General features: G+C 68.2%; 15 protein-coding genes. 7 read left to right on the top strand and 8 right to left on the bottom strand.

The features are described from left to right. Position 1 precedes the first annotated feature (1 nt). The 4 genes from rsmB to def all read right to left on the bottom strand — a co-directional run bounded on the left by rsmB (position 2) and on the right by def (position 4,269). Entirely contained in the window at positions 2-1,402 is a 1,401-nt protein-coding gene (rsmB, locus tag AC3WON_RS20820) for a 16S rRNA (cytosine(967)-C(5))-methyltransferase RsmB (protein WP_010811322.1), read from the bottom strand. A gap of 133 nt (positions 1,403-1,535) precedes the next feature. Next, positions 1,536-2,396, bottom strand: a complete 861-nt coding sequence (htpX, locus tag AC3WON_RS20815) for a zinc metalloprotease HtpX (protein WP_010811323.1) — start codon at positions 2,394-2,396, stop codon at positions 1,536-1,538. A 200-nt stretch (positions 2,397-2,596) separates the two neighbouring features. Next, positions 2,597-3,610 carry a methionyl-tRNA formyltransferase gene (fmt, locus tag AC3WON_RS20810; protein WP_492352656.1) on the bottom strand — a complete coding sequence of 338 codons (1,014 nt, stop codon included), beginning with the start codon at positions 3,608-3,610 and terminating at the stop codon, positions 2,597-2,599. Between the two features lie 152 nt (positions 3,611-3,762). Further along, a complete protein-coding gene (def, locus tag AC3WON_RS20805) occupies positions 3,763-4,269 on the bottom strand; it encodes a peptide deformylase (protein ID WP_010811325.1) in 507 nt (168 codons plus the stop codon). A 160-nt stretch (positions 4,270-4,429) separates the two neighbouring features. On the opposite strand from def, the gene AC3WON_RS20800 reads away from it, so the two are divergent. From AC3WON_RS20800 to AC3WON_RS20785, 4 genes are all read left to right on the top strand, one after another. Next, the gene (locus tag AC3WON_RS20800) at positions 4,430-5,611 is read left to right on the top strand and encodes a LysM peptidoglycan-binding domain-containing protein (RefSeq protein WP_492352655.1); all 1,182 of its coding nucleotides are present in this window, start codon (positions 4,430-4,432) and stop codon (positions 5,609-5,611) included. Positions 5,612-5,618: 7 nt separating this feature from the next. Next, a complete protein-coding gene (gene dprA / locus AC3WON_RS20795; protein ID WP_492352654.1) occupies positions 5,619-6,818 on the top strand; it encodes a DNA-processing protein DprA in 1,200 nt (399 codons plus the stop codon). A gap of 68 nt (positions 6,819-6,886) precedes the next feature. Further along, entirely contained in the window at positions 6,887-7,291 is a 405-nt protein-coding gene (locus AC3WON_RS20790) for a thioredoxin family protein (protein WP_011616267.1), read from the top strand. A 147-nt stretch (positions 7,292-7,438) separates the two neighbouring features. Then, positions 7,439-10,126, top strand: a complete 2,688-nt coding sequence (locus tag AC3WON_RS20785; RefSeq protein WP_492352653.1) for a DNA topoisomerase III — start codon at positions 7,439-7,441, stop codon at positions 10,124-10,126. Positions 10,127-10,199: 73 nt separating this feature from the next. Here AC3WON_RS20785 and AC3WON_RS20780 read toward each other — a convergent pair whose 3' ends face one another. Then, positions 10,200-11,147: a LysR family transcriptional regulator gene (locus AC3WON_RS20780; protein ID WP_010811330.1), complete on the bottom strand. Its 948-nt coding sequence runs from the start codon at positions 11,145-11,147 to the stop codon at positions 10,200-10,202. A gap of 200 nt (positions 11,148-11,347) precedes the next feature. Here AC3WON_RS20780 and AC3WON_RS20775 point away from each other — a divergent pair, with 200 nt between their 5' ends. Next, the gene (locus tag AC3WON_RS20775; protein WP_492321351.1) at positions 11,348-11,602 is read left to right on the top strand and encodes a hypothetical protein; all 255 of its coding nucleotides are present in this window, start codon (positions 11,348-11,350) and stop codon (positions 11,600-11,602) included. A 294-nt stretch (positions 11,603-11,896) separates the two neighbouring features. On the opposite strand, the gene AC3WON_RS20770 is transcribed toward AC3WON_RS20775, so the two are convergent. From AC3WON_RS20770 to AC3WON_RS20760, 3 genes are all read right to left on the bottom strand, one after another. Continuing rightward, the gene (locus tag AC3WON_RS20770; RefSeq protein ID WP_340523080.1) at positions 11,897-12,352 is read right to left on the bottom strand and encodes a YMGG-like glycine zipper-containing protein; all 456 of its coding nucleotides are present in this window, start codon (positions 12,350-12,352) and stop codon (positions 11,897-11,899) included. Between the two features lie 223 nt (positions 12,353-12,575). Beyond that, positions 12,576-12,770, bottom strand: coding sequence for a YbdD/YjiX family protein (locus AC3WON_RS20765; protein ID WP_012354346.1), 195 nt, complete (start codon positions 12,768-12,770; stop codon positions 12,576-12,578). A 14-nt stretch (positions 12,771-12,784) separates the two neighbouring features. Continuing rightward, a complete protein-coding gene (locus AC3WON_RS20760; protein ID WP_492352652.1) occupies positions 12,785-14,857 on the bottom strand; it encodes a carbon starvation CstA family protein in 2,073 nt (690 codons plus the stop codon). A 405-nt stretch (positions 14,858-15,262) separates the two neighbouring features. On the opposite strand from AC3WON_RS20760, the gene AC3WON_RS20755 reads away from it, so the two are divergent. Together AC3WON_RS20755 and AC3WON_RS20750 are read left to right on the top strand one after the other, a co-directional pair. Then, positions 15,263-16,669, top strand: coding sequence for a cache domain-containing protein (locus AC3WON_RS20755; protein ID WP_492321349.1), 1,407 nt, complete (start codon positions 15,263-15,265; stop codon positions 16,667-16,669). Continuing rightward, on the top strand, positions 16,666-17,279 hold a 614-nt coding region (locus AC3WON_RS20750; protein WP_492352651.1), incomplete at its 3' end, for a response regulator. The genes AC3WON_RS20755 and AC3WON_RS20750, both read left to right, overlap by 4 nt.

Raw genomic sequence — 17,279 nt, 5'->3', positions numbered from 1 at the left:
ATCAGGCGCGTTTCTGGAAGCGGGCGTAGAAGAAGCCATCGTGATCCGACGGCAGGCTGGTGCCGGCAGTGGCGTCCTTTTCGCCATTGGCGCCGGCGGCTTGCGTGGCATGGGTGCCGGGCAGCAGCTGCCCCGGCGCCTGCAATCGTATCGCATCTGCCAGCTGTGCACCAAACCAGCGCGCCTGCTCCTCGCCTTCCGTTGGGAAAATAGAACAGGTGACATAGACCAGGATGCCGCCCGGTTTGAGCAGCGGCCACAGTTGCGAGACGATGCGGCGCTGCTCGGTGATGAGCTTGGCAATATCGGTCTCACGGCGCAGCCAGCGGATATCGGGATGGCGCCGCACAATGCCCGAAGCCGAGCACGGCACGTCGGCCAGGATGCGGTCAAAGGGCTGGCCGTCCCACCAGTCGGCGGGCCGGCTGGCATCGCCGACCACGATCCGCGCTTGCTTGCCCAGGCGCGCCAGGTTCTCGGCGATGCGGGTGGTGCGCTGCGGGTCGCTTTCCACCGCGGTGACTTCAATATCGGCCAGTTCCAGCAGGTGCCCGGTCTTGCCGCCGGGCGCCGCGCAGGCATCCAGCACGCGCATGCCGTCGGCCACCTCGAGCAGCGGAGCGGCCAGCTGCGCGCCGGCATCCTGCACCGAGACCACGCCTTCGGCAAAGCCCGGCAACTGCGTCACCGGCACCGCGCGCACCAGGCGCACGGCCTGCGGGCCGACCACATGGCCAGCCAGGCCGGCGTTGGCAAGATCGGTCTGGTACTGCTGCACGGACACGCGCGCGGTGTTGACGCGCACCGTCATCGGCGGGCGCACATTGGCGCTGGCGGCCAGGGCCATCCACTGGTCCGGGTAGGCCTCGCGCAGCATGCGCAGCCACCACGGCGGCAGGTTCCAGCGCGCCTGCTCGTCGCGGTTGACCTCGGCCAGCAGCGCCTTGCGTTCGCGCAGGAAACGGCGCAGCACCGCGTTGACCAGGCCGCGCGCATGCGCAGTCTTGGGTTCGGAGGCGGCGGCGCTGACTGCCTGGTCGACCACGGTGAAGGTGCTGTAGCCCGGGCGGCCGGCGTCCGCGCCGTCCTGCTTGTCGCGCGGGCCCGGTGCGTGCTCCAGCAGCAGCGCCAGCGCCACCGCCAGCAGCGAATCGACCTGCGCGCCCGGCGGGCGCGTGACCAGCTTTGTCACCAGTGCGCGTGCCGTGCCGAACTGGCGCATGGTGCGATAGGCGATGTCCTGCAGCGCGCCGCGCGTGGCGGCATCCTGCACGCGGTCCAGCCGCAGTTGCGCGGCGGCGTCCTCGATCGCCTGGGGCAAGGCTGTGCCTTCGCTGACGGCGCGCACCGCGGCGGCGGCGCCAAGCATCTGGAAGGCAAGCGAATCGGGAGGCAGGCGCATATCGGTCAGGCGGCGGATCAGGCGTTGGAATCGGGAAGCAGGCCGGCGCGGGCACAAAAAAAAGCCCGCCGGTCCATGCGGAACAGCGGGCAGTTTACCCTGTGCGGGGGCCCTGCCCCGGATTTCCGGCCGCTCAGGCGGGATAGGTGCCGGTCTGGGCCATCTGCATCAGGCGCGCGATGCGCTCCTCGGTGGCCGGGTGGGTCGAGAACAAATTGGCGATGGCGCCGCCCGAGAGCGGGTTCATGATCATCATCTGCGCCGTGGCCGGGTGTTCTTCGGCCGCCTGGAACGGGATGCCCTGGGCGTAGCGGTGGATCTTGTCCAGTGCGCTGGCCAGTGCCTGCGGGTCGCCGCTGATCTCGGCGCCGCCGCGGTCGGCTTCGAATTCACGTGCGCGCGAGATTGCCATCTGGATCAGCGATGCCGCCAGCGGGGCCAGGATTGCCACGGCAATGCTGGCGATCGGGTTGCTGCGGTTGCCGTTCTCGTCGCGGCCGCCGAAGAACATTGCCATATTGGCCAGCGCCGAGATCGCACCGGCCATGGTGGCGGCGATGGTCGAGGTCAGGATGTCGCGGTGGCGCACGTGCGCCAGCTCATGTGCCATCACGCCGCGCAGTTCGCGCTCGGACAGCACCCGCAGGATGCCGGTGGTGGCCGCCACCGCGGCGTGCTCCGGGTTGCGGCCGGTGGCAAAGGCGTTGGGCGCGTCTTCGTTGATCAGGTACACGCGCGGCATCGGCAGGCCGGCGCGCTGCGCCAGGTCCTGCACCATGCCGTAGAACTGCGGCGCGCTGCCGGCGTCGACTTCCTGCGCGTTGTACATGCGCAGGACCATCTTGTCCGAGAACCAGTAGGAGAAGAAGTTCATGCCCAGCGCAAGCAGCAGCGCCATCATCATGCCGCTGCGCCCGCCGATCATGCCGCCGATGACGATGAACAGCGCCGTGATGGCCGCCATCAGCATGAAGGTCTTGACCCAGTTGAACATTGCGGTGATCTCCGTGTAATCGTGAGTCGCGTCCCGGGGGAAAGCGGACGCGATGACCGTTAGATAGGGGGCGATACCCGAAAATTCAACGGCTGTTCAACGGCTGTTCAACGGTTTCAGGGGGGAGCCGTGGCCGCTTGCGCCGGCCGGGGCGGTGCCGCCGGCACTTATGCCGCCATGTGCGGCCAAGGCCCGTCCGATCATGCCTGCGCGGCGCCGTTGCCGGGTACCGCGCAGCGCGTGCCCGGCGGCAGCGGCAGGGCCTGCAGGAACTGCTGCGCCGGCTGGCGGCGCCCGCCCGGCTTCTGCAGCTCGGTGACCTGCAGTGCGCTGCCCTCGCCGCAGGCGATGATGATGCCGGCGGCGTCGGCCGCCAGCACCGTGCCGGGCGGATGCGGCAGGCTGCTGGCGGCGGCCAGCGGCACGGCCTGCCAGCACTTGATCACGGTATCGCCGACCTGCACCGTCGCGCCCGGGAAGGGGTTGAACGCGCGCACCTGGTTGGCCAGCGCCGCGGCCGGGCGGCGCAGGTCCAGCGGGGCCTCGTCCTTGGCGATCTTCTCGGCGTAGGTGACGCCTTCGGCCGGCTGCGGCGTGGCGGCCAGCGCGCGGCCGGCGGCCAGCTCCTGCAGCGCTGCCACGGTCATGCGCGCGCCCAGCGCGGCCAGCGTGTCGTGCAGCGTGCCGGTGGTGTCGTCCGGGCCGATCGGCACGGCCTCGCGCGTGAGCATGTCGCCGGTGTCCAGGCCTTCGTCCATCTGCATCAGCGTGATGCCGGTCTCGGCATCGCCCGCCTCGATGGCGCGGTGGATCGGCGCCGCGCCGCGCCAGCGCGGCAGCAGCGAGCCGTGGATATTCAGGCAGCCCAGGCGCGGCAGGGCCAGCACCTCGGCCGGCAGGATCAGGCCGTAGGCGGCCACCACCATCACGTCGGGGGCGGTGCCGGCGAGCGCGTCGATGGCCGCGGCGGCGTCTTCCGGGTACTTGCCCTGGCGGCGCAGCGAGCGCGGCTGCAGCACCGGCCCAAGGCCGCTGGCGGCGGCGAACTGCTTCACCGGGCTGGCCTGCAGCTGCAGGCCGCGGCCGGCGGGGCGGTCAGGCTGCGTCAGCACCGCCACGACGGGAAAACCGGCGGCGTGGATGGCTTCCAGCGCGACGCGCGCGAACTCGGGCGTGCCGGCAAAGGCGACACGCAGGGGTCTGGCTTGGGACATGGCAGGTTCCGTGGCCTGAAACAGGACCGGCCGCTATCGCGGCCGGTTCTTTTGTTCTTCGGAAGTCATAAAGATAACAGACCCCGCGCGGGTGCCGCGCGCTGGCGGCGGGATTCCGGGCGGGCTGTTACATCTTTGTGGAAGGGCGCCGCTTACATGCGGGTGCGCTCGCGCTTCTGCAGCTTGCTCTTGATGCGGTTGAGCTTGAGCGGCGACAGGTATTCGACAAAGACCTTGCCGCGCAGGTGATCGATCTCATGCTGGATGCAGACAGCGAGCAGGTCGTCGGCCTCGAGCTCGAAGCTCTCGCCCTTCTCGTTGAGCGCGCGCACGCGCACCCGGTCGGGGCGCTCGACGCGGTCATAGACCTCGGGCACCGACAGGCAGCCCTCTTCCCAGACCTTGCGGTTGTCGCTGGCCCAGACGATCTCCGGGTTGATAAAGACCTGGAGCTGGTCGCGCGTTTCCGAGACGTCGATCACCACCACCTGCTCATGCACGTTGACCTGCGTGGCGGCCAGCCCGATGCCGGGCGCTTCGTACATGGTTTCAGCCATGTCCTTCACCAGCTGGCGGATGCGGTCGTCCACTGCCGCAACGGGTTTGGCAACGGTGTGCAGACGGGGATCGGGGTAGGTCAGGATATCGAGTTTTGCCATGATGCTCAGGCGCAACGCCGGCGGCTGCCGGCAACCGGGCCGCGTTGCGGCGGCGGGTGTTTACATGCAGAATCGGGGCGCAAGTACAAAAATTCAAGGCGCGCCGAAACAGGCACGCTCTCCCGGGTCAATCCGGCCGAACCACCGGCCGGTCAGGAAAATGCGCGATCTTACCAAAGAACACCAGGCGGCGTCGGGCCGCAGGCTGCACGCGTTCATCCCTAAGCTTGCCTATGCGTTGTTGAGTGCCGCCGGCTTCACTGCCGCGGCCACGCTTCCGGCCCTGGCCGCGGACCTCACGGTCACGCCGGCACAGCAGGCCGAAGCCCAGCGCACGGCCCAACAGGGCATCCCCGTTTCAGACCTGGCTGCCAATGCGCCGTCGCAGTACACCGTGCGCACGGGGGACACGCTGTGGGGGATCTCGGGCCGCTTCCTGCGCCAGCCATGGCGCTGGCCTGAGCTATGGGGCATGAACCAGCAACAGATCCGCAACCCGCACCTGATCTATCCGGGACAGATCCTGTACCTGATCCAGCGCGACGGCCGCGCCTGGCTATCGACCACGCCCGCCGGCAGCGGCACGGTGCGCCTGTCGCCGCAGATACGCGGCAACGCCGCCGACGGCGCCGCCATCCTGAGCATCGCGTCCTCCGATATCGAGCCCTTCCTGATCCGCCCGCTGGTGGTCGACCAGGATACGCTGGCCACCTCGGCGCGCATCGTCGCCGTGTCCGAGTCGCGCGTCATCCTTGGCCGCGACGACACCGGCTATGCGCGCGGCATCCCCGCCGACGCGCCGCAAGGCAGCGACTGGCAGGCCTACCGCCCGGTCACCCCGGTGCGCGACCCCGTCTCCAACGCCGTGCTCGGCTACGAGGCCGAATACGAAGGCAACGTGCGCCTGGCGCGCGGTGCGCAGGGCCCGGATGCGGTCTCGACCATGCAGGTCACGCAGGCCAGGCAGGAAATGGGCGTGGGCACGCTGCTGATGCCGCAGCCCGCGCGCGAAGCGGCGCGCTATGTGCCGCACGCGCCCGATACGCAGCTCGACGGCCGCGTGGCCAAGGTCTATGGCGGGGTCGAGTTCGGCGGCGCCAAGCAGGTGGTGGTGCTCAACCTCGGCAGCCAGGCCGGGGTTGAGCCCGGGCATGTGCTCGCGCTGTCGCGCACCGGCGAGACCGTCGCCGACAAGACCGACAGCAACCGCGCCATCCGCCTGCCTGATGAGCGCTACGGCCTGGCCTTTGTCTTCCGCGTGTTCCCGGGGGTGTCGTATGCGCTGGTCACCGACGCCTCCAACGTGATCGCGGTCGGCGACCGGGCGACCTCGCCGCGCTGAGCCGGCCTTGGCGACATCGCAGGCGGCCCCGGCGGCCGCCGCTTCCCTTTGCCATGCCGGCGCTGCCCGGCAGCTCACCACGCGCGATCCCGACGAGCTGAAGGCGTGGCTGCAGCTCGCCTGCGCGCCCGGCGTCGGCCCGGTCACGGTGCGCCTGCTGCTGACCGCATTCGGGTTGCCGCAGCAGATCCTGGCGCAGAGCGTGGCAGCGCTGTCGTCCGTCGTCCCCAAGAAACACGCCCGCGCGGTGCTGGCCAGGCCCGGCACCGGGCTGCCGGCACTGGTCGAACGCACCCTTGCCTGGCTCGGCACGCCCGGCAACCACTTGGTCACGTTTGGCGACGACGCCTACCCTGCCCGCCTGTTCGACCTGCCCGACCCGCCGCCGCTGCTATATATCAAGGGCGATCCCGCGCTGCTGGCGCGTCCTGCGGTGGCCATCGTCGGCGCGCGCGGCGCCACCGAGCAGGGCAAGCGCGATGCGCAGGCGTTTGGGCGGGCGCTGTCCGAGTCGGGGCTGGCGGTGGTCTCGGGGCTGGCGCTGGGCGTCGATGCCGCCGCCCATGCCGGCGGGCTGCTGGGTTGCGGCGGTACCGTCGCTGTTACGGGTACGGGGGCCGACCGGGTCTATCCGGCCGAGAACCTGGCGCTGGCGCACGAAGTGGCCGCGCGCGGCGCCATCGTTACCGAATTCCCGCTCGGCATGCAGGGCCTGCCTGCCAACTTCCCGCGCCGCAACCGCATCATCGCCGCGCTGGCGCGCGGGGTGCTGGTGGTGGAGGCCGCGGCGCGCTCGGGCTCGCTGATCACCGCACGGCTGGCGGCCGACCTGGGGCGCGAGGTATTTGCGGTGCCGGGCTCGATCCACGCGCCGCTGTCAGCAGGCTGCCACCTGCTGATCCGCCAGGGCGCGAAGCTGGTGGAGCGCGTGGAGGATGTGCTGGAAGAGATCAACCTGCTGCCGGCACCTGCCCGCCCCGCTGCCGCGCGCGTTCCCGCATCCGTATCGGAGCAACCAGATCTTTCTGACTTTGCCGGCCACGCCGACCCCCTGCTGGCCGCTCTCGGCTACGATCCGGTTACGCTGGATGCGCTGTGCGAGCGCAGCGGCCAGCCGCCGGAAGCCGCCGCGGCGCGCCTGCTGGAACTGGAACTGGCCGGGCACGCCGAGCGTCTACCGGGAAACCTGTTCCGGCGGCTTGGGTGAGCTGCAGCGCAATACCGATACAATCGCCGGCAGCCCGCGTGCCGCGGGCGCCTCATGTTTCCGATGCCATGACCGTTTACTTTCCAGAACGTGACGCAGGCGCCATTGCCGGGTGCCTGGCAGCGCGGCCGCAGGGCCGCCTGGTGGCCTGCCTGTGCGCGCAGTGGTGCGGCACGTGCCGGGACTACCTGGCGGCGCTGACCGCGCTGGCCTCGCGCCATCCGGAGGATTGCTTCGTCTGGATCGACATCGAGACGCACGCGGATGCGCTTGGCGATATCGATATTGAGAATTTCCCGACGCTGCTGGTGCAGCCTGCGTCGGGCGGCACGCCCCAGTTCTATGGCACCCTGCTGCCGCACATCGAGGTGCTGGAACGCATGCTGAGCCGCGGTGCGGCGATGCCGGCGAGTGCCGAAGACGTGCCGCAGGTGCTGGACTGGTTGCTTGCCGGGGGGAGCAGCGCCGCCTAGGCGGCGACTGGGTCGGCGGCGGGGCTTGCTTGCACCGCCGTCGAAAGCGCGCTTATTATTGGCGCCTCATAGCCCCCCGGCGTTCTGATTACTTCGTTTGTAGTGCAATTCGCGGGTTGCCGGATGCAGCTCGCAAGGACCCTTCCCATGTCAAAAGCCCTCATCATCGCGGAAAAACCGTCGGTCGCGGCGGATATCGCCCGTGCCCTCGGGGGGTTTACCAAGCACGACGAGTATTTCGAGAGCGACGACTACGTGCTGTCCTCCGCCGTCGGCCACCTGGTCGAGATCGCCGCGCCGGACGAATACGAGGTCAAGCGCGGCAAGTGGAGCTTCGCCAACCTGCCGGTGATCCCGCCGCATTTCGACCTGCGCCCGATCGCCAAGACCGAGTCGCGCCTGAAGGTGCTGAACCGGCTGATCAAGCGCAAGGACGTCACCGCCCTGATCAACGCCTGTGACGCGGGGCGCGAAGGCGAGCTGATCTTCCGGCTGATCGCGCAACAGGCCAAGGCCAAGCAGCCGGTGCGCCGGCTGTGGCTGCAGTCGATGACGCAGCAGGCGATCCGCGATGGCTTCGCCAGCCTGCGCGAAGACGAAGACATGCTGCCGCTGGCCGACGCCGCGCGCTGCCGCTCCGAGGCCGACTGGCTGGTCGGCATCAACGGCACCCGCGCCATGACCGCCTTCAACAGCAAGGGCGGTGGCTTCTTCCTGACCACCGTGGGCCGCGTGCAGACGCCGACGCTGTCGATCGTGGTGGAGCGTGAAGAGAAGATCAAGCACTTCGTGCCGCGCGACTACTGGGAAGTGCGGGCCGAGTTCATCGCCGCCGCCGGCCTGTATGAAGGCCGCTGGTTCGACCCCAGGTTCAAGAAGAGCGAGTTCGATCCCGAGGCGCGCGAATCGCGCCTGTGGAGCGAGGCCGAGGCCAAGAGCATCGTCGCCGCCTGCCGCGACAAGACCGGCACGGTCACCGAGGAATCCAAGCCGTCGACGCAACAGTCGCCGGCGCTGTTCGACCTGACCACGCTGCAGCGCGAGGCCAACTCGCGCTTCGGCTTCTCGGCCAAGAACACGCTGGGCCTGGCGCAGGCCCTGTATGAAAAGCACAAGGTCCTGACCTACCCGCGTACCGATGCGCGCGCGCTGCCCGAGGACTACCTGGACACGGTCAAGCAGACCATGGACATGCTGGCCGACAGCTCGCCCAACTACCTGCCGCACGCCAAGAAGATCCTGGCCCAGGGCTGGGTCAAGCCGAACAAGAAGATCTTCGACAACAGCAAGATCAGCGACCACTTCGCCATCATCCCGACGCTGCAGGCGCCCAAGAACCTGTCCGAGCCGGAGCAGAAGCTGTACGACCTGGTGGTGCGCCGCTTCCTGGCGGTGTTCTTCCCGGCGGCCGAGTTCCAGGTCACCACCCGCATCACGGAAGTCGCCGGCCACCACTTCAAGACCGAAGGCAAGGTGCTGGTCAACCCGGGCTGGCTGGTGATCTACGGCCGCGAGGCGCAGGGCGACAAGGACGCCGCCAACCTGGTGCCGGTGGCCAAGGACGAGAAGGTCAAGACCGACAAGGTCGAGAGCGTCGGCCTGACCACCAAGCCGCCCGCGCGATACAACGAAGCCACGCTGCTGTCGGCGATGGAAGGCGCCGGCAAGCTGGTGGACGACGACGCGCTGCGCGAGGCCATGGCCGGCAAGGGCCTGGGCACGCCGGCGACGCGCGCGGCCATCATCGAAGGCCTGCTGACGGAAAAATACCTGGTGCGCGAAGGCCGCGAGCTGATCCCGACCGCCAAGGCGTTCCAGCTGATGACGCTGTTGCGCGGCCTGGGCGTGCTGGAACTGACGCAGGCCGAGCTGACCGGCGAATGGGAGCACAAGCTCTCGCAGATCGAACGCGGGCGCATGAAGCGCGACGAGTTCATGCTCGAGATCGCGCAGATGACGCAGCAGATCGTCAAGCGCGCCAAGGAATACGACAGCGACACCATCCCGGGCGACTACGCCACGCTGGACACGCCGTGCCCGCAATGCGGCGGACAGGTCAAGGAGAACTATCGCCGCTTTGCCTGCACCGCGTGCGAGTTCTCGATCAGCAAGATCCCGGGCGGGCGCCAGTTCGAGATCGAAGAGGTCGAAGAACTGCTGCTGAAGAAGGAAATCGGTCCGCTGCAGGGCTTCCGCAGCAAGATGGGCCGTCCGTTCGCCGCCATCCTCAAGCTGGGCAAGGACGACGAAGGCCATTACAAGATGGAATTCGACTTCGGCCAGAACGACGACGACAACGACGGCGAGCCGGTCGACTTCAGCGGCCAGGAGCCGGTGGGCACCTGCCCGAAGTGCGGCGGCTCGGTGTTCGAGCACGGCATGAAGTACGTCTGCGAGAACAGCACGACCAGCCCCAAGAGCTGCGACTTCACCACCGGCAAGATCATCCTGCAGCAGGAAATCAGCCGCGAGCAGATCGGCAAGCTGCTCACCGACGGCAAGACCGATCTGCTGACGGGGTTCAAGTCGTCGCGCACCGGCCGCAACTTCAAGGCCTTCCTGGTCAAGCAGCCGGACGGCAAGATCGGCTTCGAGTTCGAGGCGCGCGAGCCCAAGGCGGGCGCCAAGACGGCGGCGAAGACCACGGCCAAGGCGGCATCGAATGGCACGGCCGAGGCGGCGCCGGCAACCAAGACGGCAGCGAAGACCGCGGCCAAGACGCCAGCCGCCAAGGCTCCGGCCACCAAGGCACCGGCCAAGAAGGCGGCAGCCAAGAAGGCCCCCGCCAAGACCGCCGCGGCCAAGAAGTCGCGCGCGGCGGCCGCCGGCGAGTAAGCGTCAGCGCGTCACGGCAAAACGCCCGGCATCACCGGGCGTTTTGCTTTGGCTGGCTCGGCCGGGCAGCCGCTCAGGTGCGCACGGCTTGCGCGCCGTGGCTGGCGGCTGGCGCCGGCTGCGCTTCCTTGCCCCGTACCTGCCCTTCTTCGAGCAGGAAGTCGATAAAGGCGCGCACCTTGGTCGGCAAGAACTTGCGGCTCGGGTAGACCACGCTGACGTCGCGCCGCGGCAGCTGGTATTGCGGCAGCACATGCACCAGCTTGCCGGATTCGATATTGGGACGCGCCAGGTAGGACGACAGCATGGCCACGCCCATGTCGGCCAGCGCCGCCTGGTGGGCCAGTTCGGCATTGCTGCACAGCAGCCCGGGGCGGATCGGCACGGTCACCTCGCCTTCCGGGCCCAGCAGCGTCCATTCGTGCTCGGCGCTGGGCAGGCGCATGGCAATGCAGCGGTGGTGGCTGAGTTCATGGGCATGGCGGATCGGCGCGTGCGCCGCCACGTAGCCCGGCGACGCGCACAGGATCACCTCGGCCGACAGCAGCGGGCGCGCCACCAGGTGCGAGCCCAGGCCCAGGTCGGACAGCATCACGGCCACGTCGCGGCCTTCTTCGACGATATCGACATTGCGGTCCGACAGGATCACGTCGAACACCACGTCCGGATACAGCTGCTGGAAGCGCGCCAGCAATTCCGGCAGCAGGTGCAGGCCGAACATCACCGGGGTGACCAGCCGCAGCGTGCCTGACAGCGACTGGCTGCGCGCCGTGACCACGCTTTCGGCTTCTTCCACGTCTTCCAGGATCTGCTGGCAGCGCTGCAGGTAGGTTTCGCCGGCGTCGGTCAGCGACAGGCTGCGGGTGGTGCGGTTGAGCAGGCGCGTGCCCAGATGGCTCTCCAGGTCGGCCACGTAGCGCGTCACCACCGCGTTGGACATTTCCAACTGCTGCGCTGCACGCGCGAAGCTTCCCAGTTCCACCACCTTGGAAAACACACGCATCGATTGCAGGCGATCCATGACACAGTCTCCCGGTTCTGCGCTGAATTCTTACGTAATCAGCCTATTTTATTGTTCGAATCAAAACTAATCATTGTGGATCCTGATATTTATTGATATGAGGGAAATGCCTAATATCTAGCCATCGGATGCCGCAATGCAACATAGTCTTTCGTCGAAGTGATGAATCAGGCATCCATGCAATAGAGAAGGCCTGAATCATGAAAACCAACCGCTACGCCCTGATCGCTGTCGCTACCCTCGCCGCCGCCTTGTCGGCCGCACCGGCCTTTGCCAAGAACGGCAAGTTCGATGTGTTCACCGACGGCGCCAAGGTAGCCAAGTTCGATCCGTACACCGACGGCGCCCGCGCCGGCAAGTTCGATACCTTCGCCGAGGGTGCCCGCGCCGGCAAGTTCGACACCTACACCGAAGGCGGCAAGTACGACACCACCACCGATCGCGCGCCGCTGTAAGGCCGCCTGGCCACCCCAGGCCCGTCTCCCCGGCGGTCTCTGGCAGCGCGATCCCCGGGGCAGCTTCCTCCCCTTGTGCGGCCCCGCCTGCTTCAAACCTGGTCTCCACAGGTCCTTGGGGGAGCGCCTAGCAGCCTCTCCGCCTTTATTGGAGAAGAAGCCCGCACCGGTTCCGGTTGCGGGCTTCTTTGTTTCTGCATCCGGCAGGTTTGCAACCACTGGCGAACGATTATGCCAGACGCCGCAAATGAAAAACGGGCCATGACGGCCCGTTTTGCTGACCCCTACGACTTCTTAGTCGTCGTAGTGGTGGCGATGGTGGTGCTTGTGCTTCTTGCGCTTGTAGCTGCTGTTGTAATAGCGGCGGTCATTGTCGTACGAGTTGCTGCGCGAGACGTTGCCGCCCAGCGCCGCGCCCGCGCCACCGCCCAGGCCGGCGCCGATCAGGCCGCCGGTGCGGCCGCCCATGGCATTGCCAGCCGCGGTGCCGGCACCGCCGCCCAGCGCGCCGCCGATGATGGCACCGGTGCGCTCGCGGCGGTTGGAGGTAACTGCGCCACCGGCGCCGCCGCCCACTGCACCACCGATCACTGCGCCGGTGCTACCGCCCAGCGCGCCGCCCACGGCGGCACCGGCGACCCCGCCGAGTGCGCCGCCCAGGGCGTTGTTCATGTCGCTCGCGACGGCCGGCAGCGCGCAGGCCGCCAGGGCGAGGGCAATGGTCAGGTTGCGAACGGGATGGCGAGTCATATCTTTTTTCCTCGAATTGCCATGATGTGTCGCAAGTGTAGAGAAGGTGCCGCACCCTTGCTGTAACCACCTGTAAAGCCCTGTAACCCGCTACAGAAACGGTATCCGTGCATTACAAAAGCGCGGCAAACACGCAACACTTCATAAAAAGACAGGCGATCAAGTGATCGCCTGTCTGCTTTGTATGCCGCCGGCCCGCAGGACGGCGGCGTTCAGCGTGTGCTCAGCAGCACTTGCCCTGCCCGCCGCCGTAGCGTGCCTCCTGGCGCTCGCGGAAGAACTCCTCGTAGCTCATCGGCGCGCGGTCCGGGTGGGTGCTTTCCATATGGGCCACGTAGGTCTGGTAGTCGGGCAGCCCGACCATCAGCCTGAGCGACTGCCCCAGGTAGCGTCCCATCGTTCCGAGTTGTTCCAGCATGGCGGGCTCCGGTATCAGGACTGGGCCGAGGCGGCGCCCGGCAGCGGCTCGAACGGCGTTTCCTTGTCGGTCGGGCGCTTCGCGGCGCGCGCCTGCAGCGCGGTCTTGAAGCCGTAGAACACGATCGACAGCACCACCAGCATGAACAGCGCGCACAGGCCGGCGTCCAGGTAGTCGTTGAAGACGATGCGGTGCATCTGCTCCATCGACTTGGCCGGGGCCAGCACCTTGCCTTCGGCAATGGCGGCGCTGAACTTGGCGGCGTGGGTCAGGAAGCTGACCTTGGGATCGGCGTGGAACAGCTTCTGCCAGCCGGCGGTCAGCGTGCAGATCAGCAGCCACACGGTCGGCACCAGCGTGACCCAGGCGTACTGGCCGCGCTTCATCTTGACCAGCACGCAGGTGCCCAGCACCAGCGCCACCGCGGCCAGCATCTGGTTGGAGATGCCAAACAGCGGCCACAGCGTGTTGATGCCGCCCAGCGGATCGACCACGCCCTGGTACAGGAAGTAACCCCACGCCGCCACGCACAGCGCGGTGGCGGTCAGGTTGGCGATCAGCGAATCGGTCTTGCGCATCGACGGGATAAAGCTGCCCAGCAGGTCCTGCAGCATGAAGCGGCCGGCGCGGGTGCCCGCGTCGACGGCGGTCAGGATGAACAGCGCCTCGAACAGGATGGCGAAGTGGTACCAGAACGCCATCATGGCCTGGCCGCCCACCACCTGGTGCAGGATATGGGCGATGCCCACGGCCAGCGTCGGCGCGCCGCCGGCGCGCGAGAGGATGGTGTTCTCGCCGACGTCTTTGGCGGTCTGCACCAGCACGTCCGGCGTGATCACGAAGCCCCAGGTCGAGACCGCGTGCGCCACCGCTTCCGGCGTGGTGCCGATCACGGCCGCCGGGCTGTTCATGGCGAAGTACACGCCCGGCTCGATCACCGAGGCGGCCACCAGTGCCATGATCGCGACGAACGATTCGGCCAGCATCGCGCCGTAGCCGATAAAGCGCGCGTGGGTCTCGTTCTCCAGCAGCTTGGGCGTGGTGCCCGACGAGATCAGCGCGTGGAAGCCCGACACCGCGCCGCAGGCGATGGTGATGAAGAGGAATGGGAACAGGTTGCCCGACCACACCGGCCCGCCGCCTTGCGCGAACTGCGTGAACGCCGGCATCTTCAGGTCCGGGGCGACGATCAGGATGCCGACCGCCAGCGCGATGATGGTGCCGATCTTCAGGAAGGTCGACAGGTAGTCGCGCGGCGCCAGCAGCAGCCACACCGGCAGCACGGCGGCGATAAAGCCGTAGATGATCAGCATCCACGTCAGCGCCTTGCCGTCATAGGTGAACAGCGGCGCCAGCACGGCGCTCTCGTGCACGTACTGGCCGCCGATGATGGCCAGCATCAGCAGCACGAAGCCGATCACCGACACCTCGCCGATGCGGCCCGGGCGGATATAGCGCGTATAGATGCCCATGAACAGCGCGATCGGGATCGTCACCGCCACGGTGAACGTGCCCCACGGCGAGTCGGCCAGCGCCTTCACCACGATCAGCGCCAGCACCGCCAGGATGATGACCATGATCATGAAGCAGCCGAACAGCGCGATCATGCCCGGGATCGTGCCCATCTCGGACTTGACCAGGTCGCCCAGCGAGCGGCCGTCGCGGCGCGTGGAGATGAACAGCACCATGAAGTCCTGCACCGCGCCGGCGAACACCACGCCGGCAAGCAGCCACAGCATGCCCGGCATATAGCCCATCTGCGCGGCCAGCACCGGGCCGACCAGCGGGCCGGCGCCGGCGATGGCGGCGAAGTGGTGGCCGAACAGCACCGCCTTGTTGGTCGGCACGTAGTCCAGGCCGTCGTTATGGCGCCACGCGGGCGTCATCCGTTTGGGATCGAGCTGCATCACCTTGTCGGCGATAAAGCGGCTGTAGTAGCGGTAGGCGATCAGGTAGATGCAGAGCGCGGCAACCACGATCCACAGTGCGCTGACGGCCTCGCCGCGCGCCAGCGCGACAGTGCCGAAGGCAAACGCGCCAAGGACGGCGACAGCCAGCCACACCAGGTGTTCTCCGATGCGATTCATAGTGAAGGGTCTCCTCAGACCGGGATATGGATAGCCTGCGGCGGCGAAAGACTGGTAACAGGCAACTGGCAGGATCGGCAGCGGGGGTGCGCCGAGGGCGGGCAGCGGGGGCAATCCGGCGGTGAGGGTGTCTCCTGGGATAGCTGCTGCGCGCCCGGTTGTGTCGTCGTTTCCGGATCTCGTCTTGCAGGCAGGCGACGCACCGTCCGGGTGTGGACGGTGCACCAGCTGCGTCCGCGCATGCGCCCTGCTGGGGCGGCGGCGCGTTCGGCGTGTAGTATTGACACCCGCCAAACCCCGCACAAGCGCGTAACTACGCAGCACTTCTGCGTAGTACTACGCAAATCGACGGTGGCATGCCGCCTGCGCGGCATCGGTGTTTACCCCCGGTCCCCCCGCACCTGTATGAAACTCCGCCAGAAGATCCTGTTGCTAGCCGTGGCGCCACTTGCGGTCGCCATGCTGGGCATCGCACTTGCCGTGCGCTTCCAGGCCACGCAGCTCGCGCAGCATGAACGCGCGCTGGTCGAGGCCGCCTACCTGCAGAGCAAGGAAACCGAGCTGCGCCACTACGTAGAACTGGCGCAGAGCGCCATCGCGCCGCTGGTGCGCTCCGGGCGCACCGACGCCGCCACCCGGCAGGCCGCGATGGAGGCACTTGCGCGGCTGGACTACGGCCCCGACGGCTATTTCTTCCTGTATGACCTGCACGGCCGCAACCTGATGCACCCGCGCCAGCCCGAACTGGTCGGCCAGGACCTGTGGACGCTGCGCGACCCGCAGGGCGCGCTGACCATCCAGCAACTGATCGCCGCGGCCAAGGGCGGTGGCGGCGCGGTGCGTTACCTGTGGAGAAAGCCCTCGTCGCAGCAGCTGGCGCCCAAGCTCGGCTATGTGGTGGCGGTGCCCGAATGGGGCTGGATGGTGGGCACCGGCATCTACCTGGATGACGTGGAAAGCACGCTGCGCCAGCTCGACGCCCGTGCCGAGACCGATATCCGCCAGACCATGGCCTGGATCGGCGTGATTGCCGGCATCAGCATCCTGCTGGTCGCCGCCAGCGGCCTGGCGCTGAACGTCAGCGAGCACCGCGAGGCCGACGCCAAGCTGCGCCAGCTGGCGCAGCGCGTGGTGCAGTCGCAGGAAGAAGAGCGCGCCCGGCTCTCGCGCGAGCTGCACGACGGCATCAGCCAGCTGCTGGTGTCGGTCAAGCTGGTGCTGGAAACCGCTACCAACCGCCTGCGCCTGGCCCCGGCCGAAGGCGCCGCGGTGGCGCCGGTGCTGGGCATGGCGCTGAACCGGCTCGATACCGTGTTCAATGAAGTGCGCCGCGTGGCGCGCAACCTGCGCCCCGCCCTGCTCGACGACCTGGGCCTGCACGCCGCGCTGCAGCACCTGGCGCGCGAGATGCAGGGCGGCAGCGGGCTGGAGATTGCGGTGACCCAGAGCGGCACCCCGCGCGAACTGCCCGACGAGCAGGCCACGGCGCTGTTCCGCATCGCCCAGGAAGCCTTGACCAACGTCGAGCGCCATGCCGGCGCGCGCCGGGTCGCGGTGGCGCTGGCCTTCGATGCCGATGCCACGCGCCTCACCGTGCGCGACGACGGGCATGGCTTCGACGTGGCGCGCATGCAGGAGGACCCGCAGCGCGGCATCGGCCTGCGCAACCTGCGCGAGCGCATCGCCGCGCTGTGCGGGCAGTTCGACATCGTTTCGGGCACGGGCGGCACCCAGCTGGTCGCTTCACTGCCGCTGGCCAGGCCCGCGGCCATTGCGCACGATCCCGTTTCAGCAGGACCCTCGCCGTCATGACCCAGTCTTTTGCCGATTCCACCGAAGTACCCGCCCGCGTGCTGCTGATCGACGACCATGCGCTGGTGCGCGACGGCATGCGCATGCACCTGGCGCTGCAGTCCGGCCTGCGCGTGGTGGGCGAAGCCGACGATGGCGAGGCCGCGCTGGCGTGGCTGGACCGTGCCGGTGCCGCCGAGCTGCCCGACCTGGTTATCACCGATATCGGCATGCGCGGCATGGGCGGCATTGCCCTGGCCGCGGCGCTGCATGACCGCTATCCGGAGCTGGCGGTGCTGATCGTGTCGATGCACGACAACCTGGAGTATGTGCGCCAGGCGGTGCGTGCCGGTGCGCGCGGCTATGTGCTCAAGGACGCGCCCGCCGACGAGCTGATGGCGGCGATCCACTCCGTGCTGGCCGGACGGGTCTTCTACAGCGCCCGCATTGCACGCGGCATGGCCGAGCAGAGCCCCGCCACAGGGCCGCTCGATGCGCTCACGCCACGCGAGCGCGACATCCTGCGCGGGATCGGGCGCGGCCTCGCCAACAAGGAAATCGCGGCGCAGCTGGGGGTGTCGGTGCGCACGGTGGAGACGCACCGGCTGAACCTGAAGCGCAAGCTGGGGAT

It is taken from the genome of Cupriavidus sp. FW305-46 (assembly GCF_058787075.1).
Note: the sequence above shows the minus strand (reverse complement) of the source record. Positions and strands in the feature narration are given on the sequence as shown.

Bases quoted from the DNA above. Each gene is read 5' to 3' on its own strand.
- htpX (WP_010811323.1), bottom strand. From the start codon at position 2,396: ATGTTCAACTGGGTCAAGACCTTCATGCTGATGGCGGCCATCACGGCG.
- fmt (WP_492352656.1), bottom strand. From the start codon at position 3,610: ATGTCCCAAGCCAGACCCCTGCGTGTCGCCTTTGCCGGCACGCCCGAG.
- AC3WON_RS20790 (WP_011616267.1), top strand. From the start codon at position 6,887: ATGACCGTTTACTTTCCAGAACGTGACGCAGGCGCCATTGCCGGGTGC.
- AC3WON_RS20760 (WP_492352652.1), bottom strand. From the start codon at position 14,857: ATGAATCGCATCGGAGAACACCTGGTGTGGCTGGCTGTCGCCGTCCTT.
- AC3WON_RS20765 (WP_012354346.1), bottom strand. From the start codon at position 12,770: ATGCTGGAACAACTCGGAACGATGGGACGCTACCTGGGGCAGTCGCTC.
- AC3WON_RS20775 (WP_492321351.1), top strand. From the start codon at position 11,348: ATGAAAACCAACCGCTACGCCCTGATCGCTGTCGCTACCCTCGCCGCC.
- AC3WON_RS20785 (WP_492352653.1), top strand. From the start codon at position 7,439: ATGTCAAAAGCCCTCATCATCGCGGAAAAACCGTCGGTCGCGGCGGAT.
- AC3WON_RS20800 (WP_492352655.1), top strand. From the start codon at position 4,430: ATGCGCGATCTTACCAAAGAACACCAGGCGGCGTCGGGCCGCAGGCTG.
- rsmB (WP_010811322.1), bottom strand. From the start codon at position 1,402: ATGCGCCTGCCTCCCGATTCGCTTGCCTTCCAGATGCTTGGCGCCGCC.
- AC3WON_RS20780 (WP_010811330.1), bottom strand. From the start codon at position 11,147: ATGGATCGCCTGCAATCGATGCGTGTGTTTTCCAAGGTGGTGGAACTG.
- def (WP_010811325.1), bottom strand. From the start codon at position 4,269: ATGGCAAAACTCGATATCCTGACCTACCCCGATCCCCGTCTGCACACC.
- AC3WON_RS20770 (WP_340523080.1), bottom strand. From the start codon at position 12,352: ATGACTCGCCATCCCGTTCGCAACCTGACCATTGCCCTCGCCCTGGCG.
- AC3WON_RS20755 (WP_492321349.1), top strand. From the start codon at position 15,263: ATGAAACTCCGCCAGAAGATCCTGTTGCTAGCCGTGGCGCCACTTGCG.